This is a genomic window from Streptomyces sp. AK010, from assembly GCF_014207295.1.
In the GTDB taxonomy this organism is placed as follows: domain Bacteria; phylum Actinomycetota; class Actinomycetes; order Streptomycetales; family Streptomycetaceae; genus Streptomyces; species Streptomyces massasporeus.
The window spans coordinates 97619-112067 of the sequence record NZ_JACHCX010000017.1 but is presented as its reverse complement, the minus strand read 5'-3'; the positions used below and the strand labels follow the sequence as shown (position 1 = coordinate 112067).

Below are 14449 nucleotides of genomic sequence, written 5' to 3'. Positions count from 1 at the left end.
CTGTGAGGAGGGTTGGAAGTTCATGCACTGCCCCTTCTGCAGGCACCCCGACAGTCGTGTCGTCGACAGTCGTACGACCGACGACGGCACATCGATCCGCAGGCGCCGCCAGTGTCCTGACTGCTCCCGTCGTTTCACGACCGTGGAGACGTGCTCGCTCATGGTGGTGAAGCGGTCCGGAGTCACCGAGCCCTTCAGTCGTACGAAGGTCATCAATGGAGTGCGCAAGGCGTGCCAGGGGCGGCCCGTCACCGAGGACGCGCTCGCCCAGCTCGGCCAACGGGTCGAGGAGGCGGTGCGGGCCACCGGAAGCGCCGAGCTGACCACCCACGACGTGGGGCTGGCCATACTCGGCCCGCTGCAGGAACTCGATCTCGTCGCCTACCTGCGATTCGCCTCCGTCTACCGGGCGTTCGACTCGCTCGACGACTTCGAGGCGGCCATCGGGGAACTGAGGGCGCAGACGGGACACCCCGGCGCGGACGACGAAGACCGCGAGGACACGGCCACGGGGGGCCAGGAAGACGACCGCGGGTCCGGAGGGGCGGAACAGGTCCCCCAGCCCGCCGGCGCCGCCGACTGACCGGCGGGCCGGACCCGGAAGGCGGCTCCGGGCCCGGCCGGGCGGCGGCGATGAGAAGACCTGTTGCGGGTGACGTGAGTGGGTGCCCGCAACGCCAGACAGAACACCGTGCCACGGGAACAACGGGGCACTTCAGGGCGTTTTCGCCCGTACAGGGAGGCGGCATGACAGAGACGGCGAGCGGTCCGGCACGGAGTACCCGCGCCAAGAGCGCCAAGGCGAGCAAGGGCCTGCGTGTCGAGCGCATCCACACCACTCCTGGGGTTCACCCCTATGACGAGGTGGCCTGGGAGCGTCGTGACGTCGTCATGACCAACTGGCGCGACGGCTCGGTCAACTTCGAGCAGCGCGGCGTCGAGTTCCCCGACTTCTGGTCGGTGAACGCGGTCAACATCGTCACCAGCAAGTACTTCCGGGGTGCCGTGGGCACCCCGCAGCGCGAGACCAGCCTCAAGCAGCTGATCGACCGCATCGTGAAGACGTACCGGAAGGCCGGTGAGGACCACAAGTACTTCTCCTCGCCCGCCGACGCCGAGATCTTCGAGCACGAGCTGGCGTACGCCCTCCTGCACCAGATCTTCAGCTTCAACAGCCCTGTCTGGTTCAACGTCGGCACCAAGCAGCCCCAGCAGGTCTCCGCCTGCTTCATCCTGTCCGTCGACGACTCCATGGAGTCGATCCTCGACTGGTACAAGGAAGAGGGCATGATCTTCAAGGGCGGCTCCGGCGCCGGCCTGAACCTCTCCAGGATCCGCTCCTCCAAGGAACTGCTGTCCTCCGGCGGCAACGCCTCCGGCCCGGTCTCCTTCATGCGCGGTGCCGACGCCTCCGCAGGAACGATCAAGTCCGGTGGCGCCACCCGCCGCGCCGCCAAGATGGTCGTCCTCGATGTGGACCACCCGGACATCGAGGACTTCATCGAGACCAAGGTCAAGGAAGAAGAGAAGATCCGCGTCCTGCGCGACGCGGGCTACGACATGGATCTGGGCGGCGACGACATCACGTCCGTCCAGTACCAGAACGCCAACAACTCGGTCCGTGTCAACGACGAGTTCATGAAGGCGGTCGAGCAGGGCGGCCAGTTCGGGCTGCGTGGCCGGATGACCGGTGAGGTCATCGAGGAGGTCGACGCCAAGTCGCTCTTCCGCAAGATCGCCGAGGCCGCCTGGGCCTGCGCCGACCCCGGCATCCAGTACGACGACACCATCAACACCTGGCACACCTGCCCCGAGTCCGGCCGGATCACCGCGTCGAACCCGTGCAGCGAGTACATGCACCTGGACAACACGTCCTGCAACCTGGCCTCGTTGAACCTGATGAAGTTCCTGAAGGACGACGGCAAGGGCAACCAGTCCTTCGAGGCCGAGCGCTTCCAGAAGGTCGTCGAGCTGGTCATCACCGCGATGGACATCTCGATCTGCTTCGCGGACTTCCCGACCCAGAAGATCGGCGAGAACACGCGCGCGTTCCGCCAGCTCGGCATCGGCTACGCCAACCTCGGCGCCCTGCTGATGGCCACCGGTCACGCCTACGACTCCGACGGCGGCCGCTCCCTCGCCGGCGCCATCACCTCCCTGATGACGGGCACGGCCTACCGGCGCTCCGCCGAACTCGCCTCGGTCGTCGGCCCGTACGACGGCTACGCCCGCAACGCCGACGCCCACAAGCGCGTCATGAAGCAGCACTCGGACGCCAACGACACGGCCGTCCGCATGGACGACCTGGACACCCCGGTGTGGGCCGCCGCCAGCGAGGCCTGGGGAGACGTGCTGCGCATCGGTGAGAAGAACGGTTTCCGTAACTCGCAGGCGTCCGTGCTCGCCCCGACCGGCACCATCGGTCTGGCGATGTCCTGCGACACCACCGGTGTCGAGCCCGACCTCGCGCTGGTCAAGTTCAAGAAGCTGGTCGGCGGCGGCTCGATGCAGATCGTCAACGGCACCGTCCCGCAGGCCCTGCGTCGCCTGGGCTACCTGGAAGAGCAGATCGAGGCGATCGTCGCCCACATCGCCGACAACGGCAACGTGATCGACGCCCCCGGTCTCAAGCCCGAGCACTACGAGGTGTTCGACTGCGCCATGGGCGAGCGGGCCATCTCCCCGATGGGCCACGTCCGCATGATGGCCGCGATCCAGCCGTGGATCTCCGGCGCCATCTCCAAGACGGTCAACATGCCGGAGACGGCGACCGTCGAGGAGGTCGAGGAGATCTACTTCGAGGCCTGGAAGCTGGGCGTCAAGGCGCTCGCGATCTACCGCGACAACTGCAAGGTCGGCCAGCCCCTCTCCGCCAAGACCAAGGAGAAGGAGAAGGCGGAGATCACCGAGAAGACCGAGGACACCATCCGCACCGCGGTCGAAAAGGTCATCGAGTACCGCCCGGTCCGCAAGCGCCTGCCGAAGGGACGTCCCGGCATCACCACGTCCTTCACCGTCGGCGGTGCCGAGGGCTACATGACCGCCAACTCCTACCCGGACGACGGTCTCGGTGAGGTCTTCCTCAAGATGTCCAAGCAGGGCTCGACCCTCGCGGGCATGATGGACGCCTTCTCCATCGCGGTCTCCGTGGGTCTCCAGTACGGCGTGCCGCTGGAGACGTACGTCTCGAAGTTCACCAACATGCGCTTCGAGCCGGCCGGTATGACGGACGACCCGGACGTGCGGATGGCGCAGTCGATCGTCGACTACATCTTCCGCCGCCTGGCGCTGGACTTCCTGCCCTTCGAGACGCGCTCCGCGCTCGGCATCCACTCCGCCGAGGAGCGCCAGCGTCACCTCGAGACCGGGTCGTACGAGCCGTCCGACGACGAGGTCGACGTGGAGGGGCTGGCCCAGTCGGCACCGCGTGCCCAGGAGCTGAAGGCCGTTGCCGCTCCGAAGGCCGAGGAAGCGGTCAAGCCCGCCCCGCAGCAGGCGCACACCAGCGCCGAACTGGTGGAGATGCAGCTGGGCATCCAGGCCGACGCCCCGCTGTGCTTCTCCTGCGGTACGAAGATGCAGCGCGCCGGTTCCTGCTACATCTGCGAGGGCTGCGGCTCGACCAGCGGCTGCAGCTGACGCCGAACGCCTGAGCCGATGACGGAGGGGCACCGCCTGCGGGCGGTGCCCCTCTCGTCCTACGTGTCTCGTCCGCGACCAGGTCAGGGCCGGCGCGCCGCGCCCATCGTCCTGGTGAAGTCCACCGGGTCGCCCTCGAAACCACGGAGTCCGGAGCGCAACTCCCACGGGCCGGTGCCGTCCCGCACGAACTCTGCGACCGTCGCCGCCGTCGCTCCCAGGACGTCGCCGAAGTCGCCCTCCGCCAGGACGGTGTACCCCTCGCGGATACGCAGTCCGGGGTTGCGCACGCTGACGAAGGTGCGCTCCGCCGGGCGCTGCTGAATGACGACACCGACCACCACGCGCGCGTAGCGGACGTCGAGCCGGTCGAGCTCCAGCGTCATGACTTCGTCGTAGCCGAAGCCCTGACCGTCCTTGCTGTCCCGGTTGAGCGTGATGGTGCCGTCGGGGGATCGGCTGTCGAAGTGCACCAGGTACGCGGCGTCGCCGTGCGGGTCGCCCGCCGTATAGGTCGCCGCGACCAGGTCCAGATCGGTGGACGGCTGCCCCGCCGGGCTGGGATCCCACCGCACAGCGATCTCGACCTTGCGAAGCCCCTTGCTGAGCCCGTCCACCAGAGTCCCCTTCCCCATACGACCTGTCCGTCGGCCCCAACTGCCGGGCGCACATGGCTGTTTGTCCATCCTGCCACGCGAGGGGGTGCGGGCGTGGAGGAGCGGTCCAGCCGAGAGCGACCGATGCCACGCTTCCTGGCCTTACCATGGCGCGGTGCTGGTCAAGTGGATTCGCTGCACCGTGGTGGACCGCCGCGGTTTCGAGCGGGGGCAGCGGAAGTGGGCGGGGCTTCTGGGGGAGCCGGGGTTTCGCGGGCAGGGGGGTGGCTGGAGCCGGGGGCGGCCGGATGTGGCGCACATCTTCGCGTTCTGGGAGAGCCGCGCCTTCTACGACTCCTTCATGGCACGGTCCCACGACCGGCTCGCGTCGACCCAGGCGGGCACGTTCAAGGACGCCCAGGTCAGACTCTTCGACTACCGCTTCGACGTGAAGACCGGTTTCGAGCCGCGCTTCACGGACGCCGACCTGCTCCGGGTGGCGCTCTGCCGCATCCACGAGGAGCGGGCCGAGCACTTCGTGCTGATGCAGGAAAAGGTCTGGAACCCGGCGATGGCCGGCTCACCCGGCATGGTGCGCGGGCTGTTCGGCGAGGCGCCCGGGAACGAGTTCCTGGTGCTGTCGATGTGGCGCTCGGCCGCCGAGCACGGCAAGTACCGCACGGAACGTGTGGAGCGGCTCGCCCTGAGGGCTCAGACGGAGGCGGACGTGGCGGCGCTCACCGGGGACGTCGTGGACATGGAAACGAGCTGGACGGTTTGATTCCGACGGCTCGACCGCTTTTCCGGAGGGCTCCGACACGGGCCCTGTGACGCCGGGTGTGCGCGGACGGAGCCATTCCATCCGTACAAGCGTGCGACCGGTGTGACCTGTGGTGCAGGAATCGTGTGACCTACGCCGTATGGGTGCGGGGGGAGTGCTCCACCGGACCTCACCCGATCTAGGGTCTTGGCATGGCACGACCACGGCGCATCGTCCTTGTCCGGCACGGCGAATCAACGGGCAATGTTGATGACTCCGTCTACGAGCGTGAACCCGACCACGCCCTCGCGCTGACCGAGCGCGGTCGGCGGCAGGCGGAAGCGACGGGAGAGCGGCTGCGCGAGCGGTTCGGCGACGAGCACGTCAGCGTGTACGTCTCCCCCTACCGGCGTACGCACGAGACCCTGCGCGCGTTCCACCTCGACCCCCGACTCATACGGGTACGCGAGGAGCCCCGGCTGCGCGAGCAGGACTGGGGCAACTGGCAGGACCGGGACGAGGTCCGCCTCCAGAAGGCCTACCGGGACGCGTACGGCCACTTCTTCTACCGATTCGCCCAGGGCGAGTCCGGCGCCGACGTCTACGACCGGGTCGGCGGCTTCCTGGAGAGCCTGTTCCGCAGCTTCGAGGACCCCGACCACCCGCCGAACGTCCTCATCGTCACCCACGGTCTGGCGATGCGGCTGTTCTGCATGCGGTGGTTCCACTGGACGGTCGCGGAGTTCGAGTCGCTGTCGAACCCGGGGAACGGCGAGGTGCGGATGCTCGTTCTGGGGGACGACGGCAAGTACACCCTCGACCGGCCGTTCGACCGTTGGCGAGATCCCGAGCCGTACGGGGTCACCGGATAGAGTGGCAGGGCGATGACCGCTGATTCCTCCCCCGACGTGCGCCTGGAGCGCGCCCTGGCCTGCCTGCGCGGGCTGTCCGTCGGAGACGCCCTCGGCTCCCAGTACTTCGTGCCGGTGAACTACCCCCTGCTGAAGCGCCGCGAGGTGCCCTCCGGACCGTGGCAGTGGACGGACGACACGGAGATGGCCGGCTCGGTCGTCGCCGTTCTCGCCGCCCACCACCGCATCGACCAGGACGCCCTGGCGCACTCCTTCGCCGAGCACCACGACTTCGACCGGGGCTACGGTCCCGCGGTCAACCGTCTGCTGCGGCTCGTCCGGGAGGGTGGCGACTGGCGGGAACTGGCCGCCGCGCTCTTCAAGGGCCAGGGCTCCTGGGGCAACGGCGCGGCGATGCGGATCGCTCCGCTGGGGGCCTGGTACGCGGACGATCCGGAGCAGGCGACCCACCAGGCGGAGATCTCGGCCTACCCCACCCACCAGCACCGCGAGGCCGTCGTCGGGGCCATGGCCGTCGCCGCGGCAGCGGCGTTCGCCGCCGCCCCCGAGGGGCCGCCCGGAGCCGAAGCCCTCCTCGACGGGGTCATCGACCTGGTACCGAAGAGCGCCGTGGGCGCGGGACTCCGCAGGGCGCGGGACATGCTCGACTACGGCGACCCGGGCACGGTCGCGGCGGTACTGGGGTGCGGGCGGCGGACGACCGCCCACGACACCGTCCCCTTCGCCCTCTGGTCGGCGGCGAGGAGCCTCGGCGATTACGAGCGGGCGTTCTGGACGACCGCCCAGGTCGGCGGGGACGTCGACACCACGTGCGCCATTGTCGGCGGCGTCATCGCCTCGGGGAAGGCGGGAGCACCGCCCGCTGAATGGGTCCAGCGGACGGAGCCGCTCCCGGACTGGGTGCCCACGTCGGCCTGACGCAGGACTCGCACCTCGTTCGGAAACTCTCCGTACATCCTGGGAACTCTCCGTGATCGGCCGTCCGTTGTTCCGGCATCCGCTGTGGCAGCTGTCGGGGCGTGCACACGCCGGACGTCCGTGTTCGTGGAGAGGGGGATGGTCATGGAGGTGCTGCTTGCCGTCCTGATCGGCTGGTGCGGCGCTGTCGCGCGTCGTGCGGGTCGCTCGAGGGCGGCTGCGCTGACGGTCTCGCCGTCCCTCCCTCGCCTGCGACCCGCCCCGCCGCAGCCGCGCATGAACCGTCCCGGCAGCCGCCGGCGGGACTGTGCTGCACCCGTCGGTGAGGCTCCGGAGCCGGTTCGTGGTGCTCTTGCGTCAGCCGAGTCCCGGTCCGGCAGAACCGGAGAGGGCCTCCAGGTCGCTCTTACGGACCCGGATCACGAACCAGGCCGTGGCCAAGGCGAGGACGGCCATCGCGGCGGCCGGAATGAACGCTGTCGAGATGCCGTGCGCCAACACCTCGTGCCCCCACGGCGCGGGCAGTTGGTGGGTCCTGGCGAACTCCGCCTTCTGCTCCGCGGTCCCTTCGGCCATGAACTGCGGAAGCTGCTTCTCGGCCTCGTTCTTGGTCGCCGTGCCGAAGACCGTCGTGAGGATGGACAGGCCCAGCGATCCGCCCACCTGCTGTGTCGTGTTGAGCAGCCCGGAGGCCGCGCCCGCCTCGTGCGGGGCGACGCCGGAGACGGCGGTGAGCGTCAGCGTCACGAAGTTCAGCCCCATGCCGAAGCCGAACACCAGCATCGGGCCGAGGACGCCACCGACGTACGAGCTGTCGGAGCTGATGAGTGCCTGCCAGGCCAGCCCGGCCATCGCGAGCGCGGAGCCCACGAGCATGAAGGGCTTGGGGCCCAGTACCGGCAGGAACCGCTGCGACAGACCGGCGCCGAGCGCGATCACGAACGTCACGGGCAGGAAGGCGAGTCCCGCCTGGATCGGGCTGTACCCGAGCACGTTCTGCACGAACAGCACGATGTAGAAGAACATGCCGAACATCGCCGCGGCCAGGCTCAGCATGATCACGTACGTGCCCGAGCGGTTGCGGTCGGCGAACATCCGCAGCGGGGTGATCGGCTCCTTGGCCCGGGATTCGATGATCCCGAAGGCGAGAAGCAGCAGCACGGCGGCGGCGAAGGACCCGATGGTGAGGCGGTCCTTCCACCCCTCGTCCGCGGCGCGGATGAAGCCGTAGACGAGGGACGCCATGCCGGCGGTCGAGGTCACGGCGCCCGCGATGTCGAAGCGGGCCGAGTGCCGTTCGGACTCGCTGATGTAGAGCGGAGTGAGCACGGCTATCAGTACGCCGATCGGCACGTTCACGAAGAGCACCCAGCGCCAGTCGAGCCACTCGGTGAGCATGCCGCCGGCGAGCAGGCCGATGGCGCCACCGCCCGCGGAGACCGCGGCGAAGACACCGAAGGCCCGGTTGCGCTCCGGTCCCTCGGGGAACGTGGTGGTGATGAGTGCCAGCGAGGTGGGCGAGGCGATCGCGCCCCCCACGCCCTGCAAGACCCGGGCGGCCAGCAACTGCCAGGGTTCCTGGGCCAGCCCGCCGAGCAGCGAGGCCAGGGTGAACAGGAGGATGCCGGTCATGAAGACCCGGCGCCGTCCGAGGATGTCACCGGCGCGGCCGCCGAGGAGCAGCAGGCCGCCGAAGGTGAGGGTGTAGGAGCTGATGACCCAGGTGAGGTCGGTGGTGCTGAACTCGAGCGCTTCTTGAATGTGCGGGAGTGCGATGTTCACAATCGTCGCGTCGAGTACCACCATGAGTTGGCAGGCCGCGATGACGGTGAGCGCTATGCCGGGGCGTCCTTGTCGGCGTGCCGCGCCTGGCTTCTGCTCTTGGAGCAATGGAGAGGTTGTCACTATGGGTCCCCCACGAGTGCTTTAGTGAACGCTGGCGTTCACTGCCGCGTCAACGGTAGTGAGTCCCCGACAGTGAACGCAAGCGTTCACTCAAGACGTCGTCGGTCGGTACGTCCCCCTGTGTGGCCGTCCGGCGCGTCTCCCGTCCCCGGAATTCCCGCTTCCTCTGCTCGTTGGAGAGAGTCAGATGGTTACCCCCAGCTGGGCGGATGCCCCCGCTCAGACTGCCCGCCGCCGCGGCGCGGTCCTCGAACGTGCGATCCTCGACGCCGCCCTCGACCAACTCAGCACCGTTGGCTGGAACGGCCTGACGATGGAGGGTGTCGCCGCCGGCGCCCAGACCGGCAAGGCCGCGGTCTACCGGCGTTGGCCGTCCAAGGAGGATCTTGTCGCCGACGCCCTGCGTGCCGGGCTGCCCCAGTTCGACGCCGCTCCGGATGAAGGAAGTGTCCGCGAGGACCTCTTGGCGCTGTGTCTGCTGGCCCGTGACGCGATGTTCTCCCGCCCGGGTTTCGCGCTTCGCTCGGTGATTCACGAATGCGACACGGCGCAGGCCGAACGCTTCCATGGCGTGATCTTCGACGGGGTCGTGGAGCCCACCATGAAGATGTTGCGGGAAGTCGTCGACCGGGGGATCAAGCGCGGCGAGGTGCGCCCCGAGGCTGCCAACGGCTATGTCTTCGACGCCGTACCGGCCATGATGATGTACCGCTCCAAGATGTGCGGCTGTGAATGGCAGGACAGTGAAGTCGAGGAGATGATCGACCAGTTGATGGTTCCGCTGCTGCGGCCGCACGGTGCCTGACGCTGCCCGCGAGGAGGCTTGTGCTCGAGTCGGGCGACGGCCCGCGCGGCGACCGGGCGATGCTCGACGGGGGGTCTCGAGGGCGACGAGACCGCCGTTGCGGACCGGGGTGTCGCGGCCGGTTCCCGGCGGCGTAATCTAGGGGCGCCATGCCGTACGAACCGCCTACTCACACCGTCGAGCGCTCCCTTCGAGCCACGACCGGAGCGAAGATCGTTGCAGGTGTCGACGAGGTGGGCCGCGGCGCGTGGGCCGGTCCCGTCACCGTCTGCGCGGCGATCACCGGACTGCGCCGTCCGCCCGAGGGGCTCACGGACTCGAAGCTGCTCACCATCAAACGACGCACCACCCTCGCCGAGGAACTGCGGACCTGGGTGACGTCGTACGCACTGGGGCATGCCTCCCCGGAGGAGATAGACGCTCTGGGGATGACGGCCGCGCTGCGGCTCGCTGCGGGGCGTGCGCTGGACGCACTGCCCGTGCGTCCCGACGCGGTCATCCTCGACGGCAAGCACGACTACCTCGGTGCGCCCTGGCGGGTCCGCACGGTGATCAAGGGCGACCAGTCGTGCGTGGCGGTTGCGGCGGCCTCAGTGATCGCCAAGGTCCAGCGCGACAAAATGATGGCCGAACTGGGTATCGACCATGCAGACTTCGGTTTTGCGGACAACGCCGGGTATCCATCACCCGTGCACAAGGCCGCACTGGCGGAGCGGGGCCCCACCCCCTACCACCGGTTGTCGTGGGCGTATCTTGATGCGCTGCCCCAGTGGCGGCACCTCAAGAAGGTCCGCAGCTGGGCGGACGGAAGTGTTCCGGAGATCGAGGGGCAGCTCGGCTTCGATTTCTGACGGTTTCGTTCGCGCACATGCGCCACCCGCCGACGCGGGTCGTACCAACGTTTGATAAATATCAACTCATGCCTCTCATTCCCGAGGAGCCTCAGATTCACGAGAGTGCCCAGGGTCCCCGCGCCACTCCGGCCAGCAGCCGTACCGCGCCGACCCCCCGTCCCGTACCCGGCCCCCGTCCCGCGGCTCCGTCGCGTCCCGGTCGTCCCGGCCCTCTCCGGCCGGCGCCGCCCGTGCAACGGACTCCGCGTGATGCGGCCACCAAGCCCGCTCCGTCGGGTCCCGCCGCCGGTGCCGCCGCTCCGGTCGCCCCGCAGATCCAGTTGATCCCGGCTTCCGTGGAGGGGGCGCTCGACGCCGCCGAGGAGGCCGTGGACCTGCTGCTGGACTCGGGTCGTGCCCCCGGCGACATCCTGGTGATCACGACCGGGGAGCAGCACCCGTGGGCCGCCCACGAACTGTCCTTCGGTGAAGCCTCCTACTGGGCCCAGCACGACGCCGGTGACGACGTCTTCTACACGGATGTCACCATCGCGGCCCGTGCCGCGTCGCGTCCGGTGACCGTGGTCGCCGTCAACGGCGGTCCCGAGGACGCTGCCGTGAGCGCCCTCTCCCTGGCTCACTCCCGGGCCGGTGCCCTGCTGATCGTCTGTGGTGACCCGCAGCGGATCAACTCGGTGCTGGGCGCGGGTGTCTGAGCCTGTGCCGTAGCGCCCGGCAGGGCGCTGGGGGTGACTTCAGGCGCCGCTGTCGCGGGGCCGCCCGGCGGGTGTTCAGCATGCCCGAAGGGCGGAGGGCCGTGCCTGCGTGGTGACCCGGCCCGACCTGAGAAGCGCTTCTGTGGCCGTGGCGGACCGCCGTGCTTGGCGGCACGGCCGGTGCCGGGTCGAACGGCCCCTTCCGGCCGTCGTCGGAGTCGTGGTGTGCCGTATGACGAAGTGAGGTCCCGGCTCCGTTCGGAACGGTCTGTCCGGGACTCAGCGTGCCGCCGCTGCGCGGCGCAGTACCTCGGAGGCGCCGCCGGTGCGCGGTATGGGTGGCGGTGCCTCCGACGTGGCGAACGGCTCCGGTGCGGATGCCGAGTGAGGGCGGCGTCCGCCGCGGCCCTCGCCCTGGACCTGCCATCCGTCACGGGTCAGCGTGATGTACGCCCCGCAGCGCAGTCCGTGGAGCGTGCACGCGTCGCGCAGCCCCCACATCCACGCGCCGTCCTCCTCCGTCCAACGCGCGTCGCCCTCACGGCAGTAGAGCAGTACCGCGGTGCGCACCGGTGAGCGGCGGCGCAGATCGTGTGGGATGACCCGGCGCAGCTGCGCGAGCAGCGCGTTGCGGAACATCCAGCCGTCGGCAGGGGCCGCGCGGCGCACGAACGAGGCACTCGCCCGCAGCCGCTCGTCCGGGTCGAGCACGGCGACGACAGCCGTCGCCGGCTGCGGGTGGTGCCGGGCGTGCAGTGCGCTGACGATCTCACGGGGATTGCGCAGGAGTGGGATCCCGGCGGCGGCCCATTCCGCGGGTTCGAGCAAGCGGTTGACGGAAGCGGCGGACGTCGACGCCGCTGCCGAGGCCGGAGCGAATCCGAAGGTCACGGTCCTCCCTTCGGCTACGCGCCCACACTGCGGGCGGGGTCGGATTCCTGGGAGCGCGCACCGCAGCAAAGCCCTACCGGAGCGGCCGGCGAGCCGTGCGGGAGCGGACTTCAATTCTTCCTGTCGAACGTGAATGCGGCAACGAGCAATTGAGGCAGCCGACCGCTATCAGATGATGCGCGGCTAATATCCCCACCGTGTGTGTCGCCGGATCACCCATGGGGCGTTCGACCACGACACGTTCGTACGTCATGGGGGTGTGCGGCGTCCAGAGGCGTGCCGGGACGGCCGCCCCGGTCCCCGTACGACGTCAGCCCTGCACAGCCAGCACCAGCGGCAACACCCCCTGCGCGCCGGAGCGTCGGAGCATGCGGGCCGCGACCGCGAGAGTCCAGCCGGTCTCCGTGTAGTCGTCCACGAGGAGAACCGGGCCCTGGGCTTCAGTGAGGGCGGACGCGAGGGAGGGTGGCACGGCCAGGGCCCCGTCGAGCGCCTTCAGCCGCTGGGCGCTGTTGCTCCGAGAACCCGAGAACGCGTCGCCGGTGTACTCGACGGCGCCCAGCAACGGCAGCCGGCCGATCTCTGCGATGCGCGCCCCAAGGGAGTTGATGAGATGCGGACGCGTGCGCGAGGCGACGGTGACGACGCCGGCCGGGCGCGGCCCGCTCTCCGGAGCGCCCGGGGCCCAGCCGCCGGGACCCTTGGCCCAGTCGGCCAGCACATCCACCACGGCCTTGGCCACGTCGTCGGGCACGGGCCCGTCGGGTGCCTTGGGTGCGAGCATGGGCCGCAGCCGGTTGCCCCACCCGATGTCCGACAGTCGCCCCAGCGCGCGTCCTGACGCGGCCTGTTCGCCTGCCGGGATGCGTCCCTTGAGGTCCACTCCGATTGCCGGCAGCCCGGTGGGCCACATCCGTCGGGGCTCCACCTCGACACCGGCCCGGCCCAGGTCCACGCGCGCGGCGTCGAGCGCCTCCTCGGACGTGTCGGCGGCGAAGCGCGGACCGGCGCAGTTGTCACAGCGTCCACACGGCTTGGCAGCCTCGTCGTCCAGCTGGCGCTGCAGGAACTCCATACGGCAGTCGGTCGCCGACGCGTACGCGCGCATGGCCTGCTGCTCGGTTTCGCGCTGACGCGCCACCCACGCGTACCGCTCGGCGTCGTACGCCCACGGCTGCCCGGTCGCGATCCAGCCGCCCTTGACCCGCTTGACCGCCCCGTCCACATCGAGGACCTTGAGCATGGTCTCCAGGCGGGAGCGGCGCAGCTCGACCAGGGGCTCCAGGGCGGGGAGCGACAGGGGCTTTTCCGCGTGCCCGAGGATGTCGAGCGTGCGGCGCACCAGGTCTTCGGAGGGGAAGGCGAGCGACGCGAAGTACTTCCAGATCGCTTCGTCCTCCCTGCCCGGGAGCAGGAGCACTTCGGCATGCTCCACACCGCGCCCGGCGCGGCCCACCTGCTGGTAGTAGGCGATGGGGGAGGAGGGCGAACCCAGGTGCACCACGAAGCCCAGGTCGGGCTTGTCGAAGCCCATGCCGAGCGCCGAGGTGGCGACCAGTGCCTTCACCTTGTTGCCGAGCAGATCCTCCTCGGCCTGCTGGCGATCGGCGTTCTCCGTCTTGCCCGTGTACGACGCGACCGTGTGCCCCCGCTGCCGGAGGAAGGCGGTGACCTCTTCGGCAGCCGCCACGGTGAGGGTGTAGATGATTCCGGACCCCGGCAGTTCGTCGAGGTGTTCGGCGAGCCAGGCCATCCGGTGCGCGGCGTCCGACAGCCGCAGCACGCTCAGGCTCAGGCTGTCCCGGTCCAGCGGACCGCGCAGCACGAGGGCGTCCGAGCTGCCGCCGGTGCCGAGCTGTTCCGCGACGTCAGCTGTCACGCGCGCGTTGGCCGTGGCGGTGGTCGCGAGCACCGGCACGCCAGGAGGGAGATCGGCGAGCATCGTGCGCAGCCGACGGTAGTCCGGCCGGAAGTCGTGTCCCCAGTCGGAGATGCAGTGGGCCTCGTCCACCACGAGGAGCCCCGTGGCGGCCGCGAGTCGGGGGAGCACCTGATCCCGGAAATCCGGGTTGTTGAGCCGCTCAGGACTCACCAGGAGGACGTCCACCTGGCCCGCGGCGATCTCGTCCTGAACGGCGTCCCACTCCTCGGTGTTGGAGGAGTTGATGGTCCGGGCGTGAATGCCCGCCCGAGCAGCCGCCTCGACCTGGTTCCGCATGAGCGCGAGGAGCGGCGACACGATCACCGTCGGGCCGCTGCCCCGCGACCGCAGCAGCGAGGTGGCCACGAAGTACACCGCGGACTTGCCCCAGCCCGTGCGCTGGACGACCAGGGCACGGCGTCTGTCGGCGACCAGCGCCTCGATCGCCCGCCACTGGTCCTCGCGCAGCCTGGCCTCCCCCGAGACGTCCCCGACGAGACGGGCGAGGACCGCGTCGGCCGCCGCCCGGAGGTCCGCGTTGCTCGTGTGCTCCATGGGTTCCATACAACAGGACGGCACTGACATCCGGAGCC

General features: G+C 69.6%; 12 protein-coding genes. 8 read left to right on the top strand and 4 right to left on the bottom strand.

All coding sequences use genetic code 11. The features are described 5' to 3' along the window. Positions 1–22 precede the first annotated feature (22 nt). Together nrdR and HDC93_RS28405 are read left to right on the top strand one after the other, a co-directional pair. Entirely contained in the window at positions 23–583 is a 561-nt protein-coding gene (nrdR, locus tag HDC93_RS28410; RefSeq protein WP_185013705.1) for a transcriptional regulator NrdR, read from the top strand. Between the two features lie 164 nt (positions 584–747). Beyond that, positions 748–3639, top strand: coding sequence for a vitamin B12-dependent ribonucleotide reductase (locus HDC93_RS28405; protein ID WP_185013704.1), 2892 nt, complete (start codon positions 748–750; stop codon positions 3637–3639). A gap of 83 nt (positions 3640–3722) precedes the next feature. Here HDC93_RS28405 and HDC93_RS28400 read toward each other — a convergent pair whose 3' ends face one another. Next, entirely contained in the window at positions 3723–4274 is a 552-nt protein-coding gene (locus HDC93_RS28400; RefSeq protein WP_260419807.1) for a TerD family protein, read from the bottom strand. A 136-nt stretch (positions 4275–4410) separates the two neighbouring features. On the opposite strand from HDC93_RS28400, the gene HDC93_RS28395 reads away from it, so the two are divergent. The 3 genes from HDC93_RS28395 (at position 4411) to HDC93_RS28385 (ending at position 6785) form a co-directional block, all read left to right on the top strand. After that, positions 4411–5016 (top strand): YdbC family protein, encoded by a 606-nt coding sequence (locus HDC93_RS28395; protein ID WP_185013703.1) that lies wholly within the window; start codon positions 4411–4413, stop codon positions 5014–5016. 191 nt (positions 5017–5207) lie between these two features. Further along, complete coding sequence (locus HDC93_RS28390; protein ID WP_185013702.1) at positions 5208–5867, top strand: histidine phosphatase family protein; 660 nt, start codon at positions 5208–5210, stop codon at positions 5865–5867. 12 nt (positions 5868–5879) lie between these two features. After that, positions 5880–6785 (top strand): ADP-ribosylglycohydrolase family protein, encoded by a 906-nt coding sequence (locus HDC93_RS28385; protein WP_185013701.1) that lies wholly within the window; start codon positions 5880–5882, stop codon positions 6783–6785. 357 nt (positions 6786–7142) lie between these two features. Here HDC93_RS28385 and HDC93_RS28380 read toward each other — a convergent pair whose 3' ends face one another. Then, the gene (locus HDC93_RS28380) at positions 7143–8690 is read right to left on the bottom strand and encodes an MFS transporter (RefSeq protein WP_185013700.1); all 1548 of its coding nucleotides are present in this window, start codon (positions 8688–8690) and stop codon (positions 7143–7145) included. Between the two features lie 187 nt (positions 8691–8877). Between HDC93_RS28380 and HDC93_RS28375 the strand changes: the two genes are divergently transcribed. The 3 genes from HDC93_RS28375 (at position 8878) to HDC93_RS28365 (ending at position 11044) form a co-directional block, all read left to right on the top strand. After that, a complete protein-coding gene (locus HDC93_RS28375) occupies positions 8878–9495 on the top strand; it encodes a TetR/AcrR family transcriptional regulator (protein WP_185013699.1) in 618 nt (205 codons plus the stop codon). Between the two features lie 149 nt (positions 9496–9644). Further along, positions 9645–10346: a ribonuclease HII gene (locus HDC93_RS28370; protein ID WP_030845438.1), complete on the top strand. Its 702-nt coding sequence runs from the start codon at positions 9645–9647 to the stop codon at positions 10344–10346. 68 nt (positions 10347–10414) lie between these two features. Then, positions 10415–11044, top strand: coding sequence for a hypothetical protein (locus tag HDC93_RS28365; protein WP_185013698.1), 630 nt, complete (start codon positions 10415–10417; stop codon positions 11042–11044). A 279-nt stretch (positions 11045–11323) separates the two neighbouring features. On the opposite strand, the gene HDC93_RS28360 is transcribed toward HDC93_RS28365, so the two are convergent. Together HDC93_RS28360 and HDC93_RS28355 are read right to left on the bottom strand one after the other, a co-directional pair. Then, positions 11324–11935 carry a hypothetical protein gene (locus HDC93_RS28360; protein WP_185013697.1) on the bottom strand — a complete coding sequence of 204 codons (612 nt, stop codon included), beginning with the start codon at positions 11933–11935 and terminating at the stop codon, positions 11324–11326. Positions 11936–12245: 310 nt separating this feature from the next. Continuing rightward, a complete protein-coding gene (locus HDC93_RS28355; RefSeq protein WP_185013696.1) occupies positions 12246–14411 on the bottom strand; it encodes a RecQ family ATP-dependent DNA helicase in 2166 nt (721 codons plus the stop codon). Between the last annotated feature and the right edge of the window lie 38 nt (positions 14412–14449).

Excerpts from the sequence above, each read along its gene's own strand:
- HDC93_RS28390 (WP_185013702.1), top strand. The coding sequence starts at position 5,208 with ATGGCACGACCACGGCGCATCGTCCTTGTCCGGCACGGCGAATCAACG.
- HDC93_RS28365 (WP_185013698.1), top strand. The coding sequence starts at position 10,415 with ATGCCTCTCATTCCCGAGGAGCCTCAGATTCACGAGAGTGCCCAGGGT.
- HDC93_RS28355 (WP_185013696.1), bottom strand. The coding sequence starts at position 14,411 with ATGGAGCACACGAGCAACGCGGACCTCCGGGCGGCGGCCGACGCGGTC.
- nrdR (WP_185013705.1), top strand. The coding sequence starts at position 23 with ATGCACTGCCCCTTCTGCAGGCACCCCGACAGTCGTGTCGTCGACAGT.
- HDC93_RS28385 (WP_185013701.1), top strand. The coding sequence starts at position 5,880 with ATGACCGCTGATTCCTCCCCCGACGTGCGCCTGGAGCGCGCCCTGGCC.
- HDC93_RS28370 (WP_030845438.1), top strand. The coding sequence starts at position 9,645 with ATGCCGTACGAACCGCCTACTCACACCGTCGAGCGCTCCCTTCGAGCC.
- HDC93_RS28400 (WP_260419807.1), bottom strand. The coding sequence starts at position 4,274 with ATGGGGAAGGGGACTCTGGTGGACGGGCTCAGCAAGGGGCTTCGCAAG.
- HDC93_RS28405 (WP_185013704.1), top strand. The coding sequence starts at position 748 with ATGACAGAGACGGCGAGCGGTCCGGCACGGAGTACCCGCGCCAAGAGC.
- HDC93_RS28375 (WP_185013699.1), top strand. The coding sequence starts at position 8,878 with ATGGTTACCCCCAGCTGGGCGGATGCCCCCGCTCAGACTGCCCGCCGC.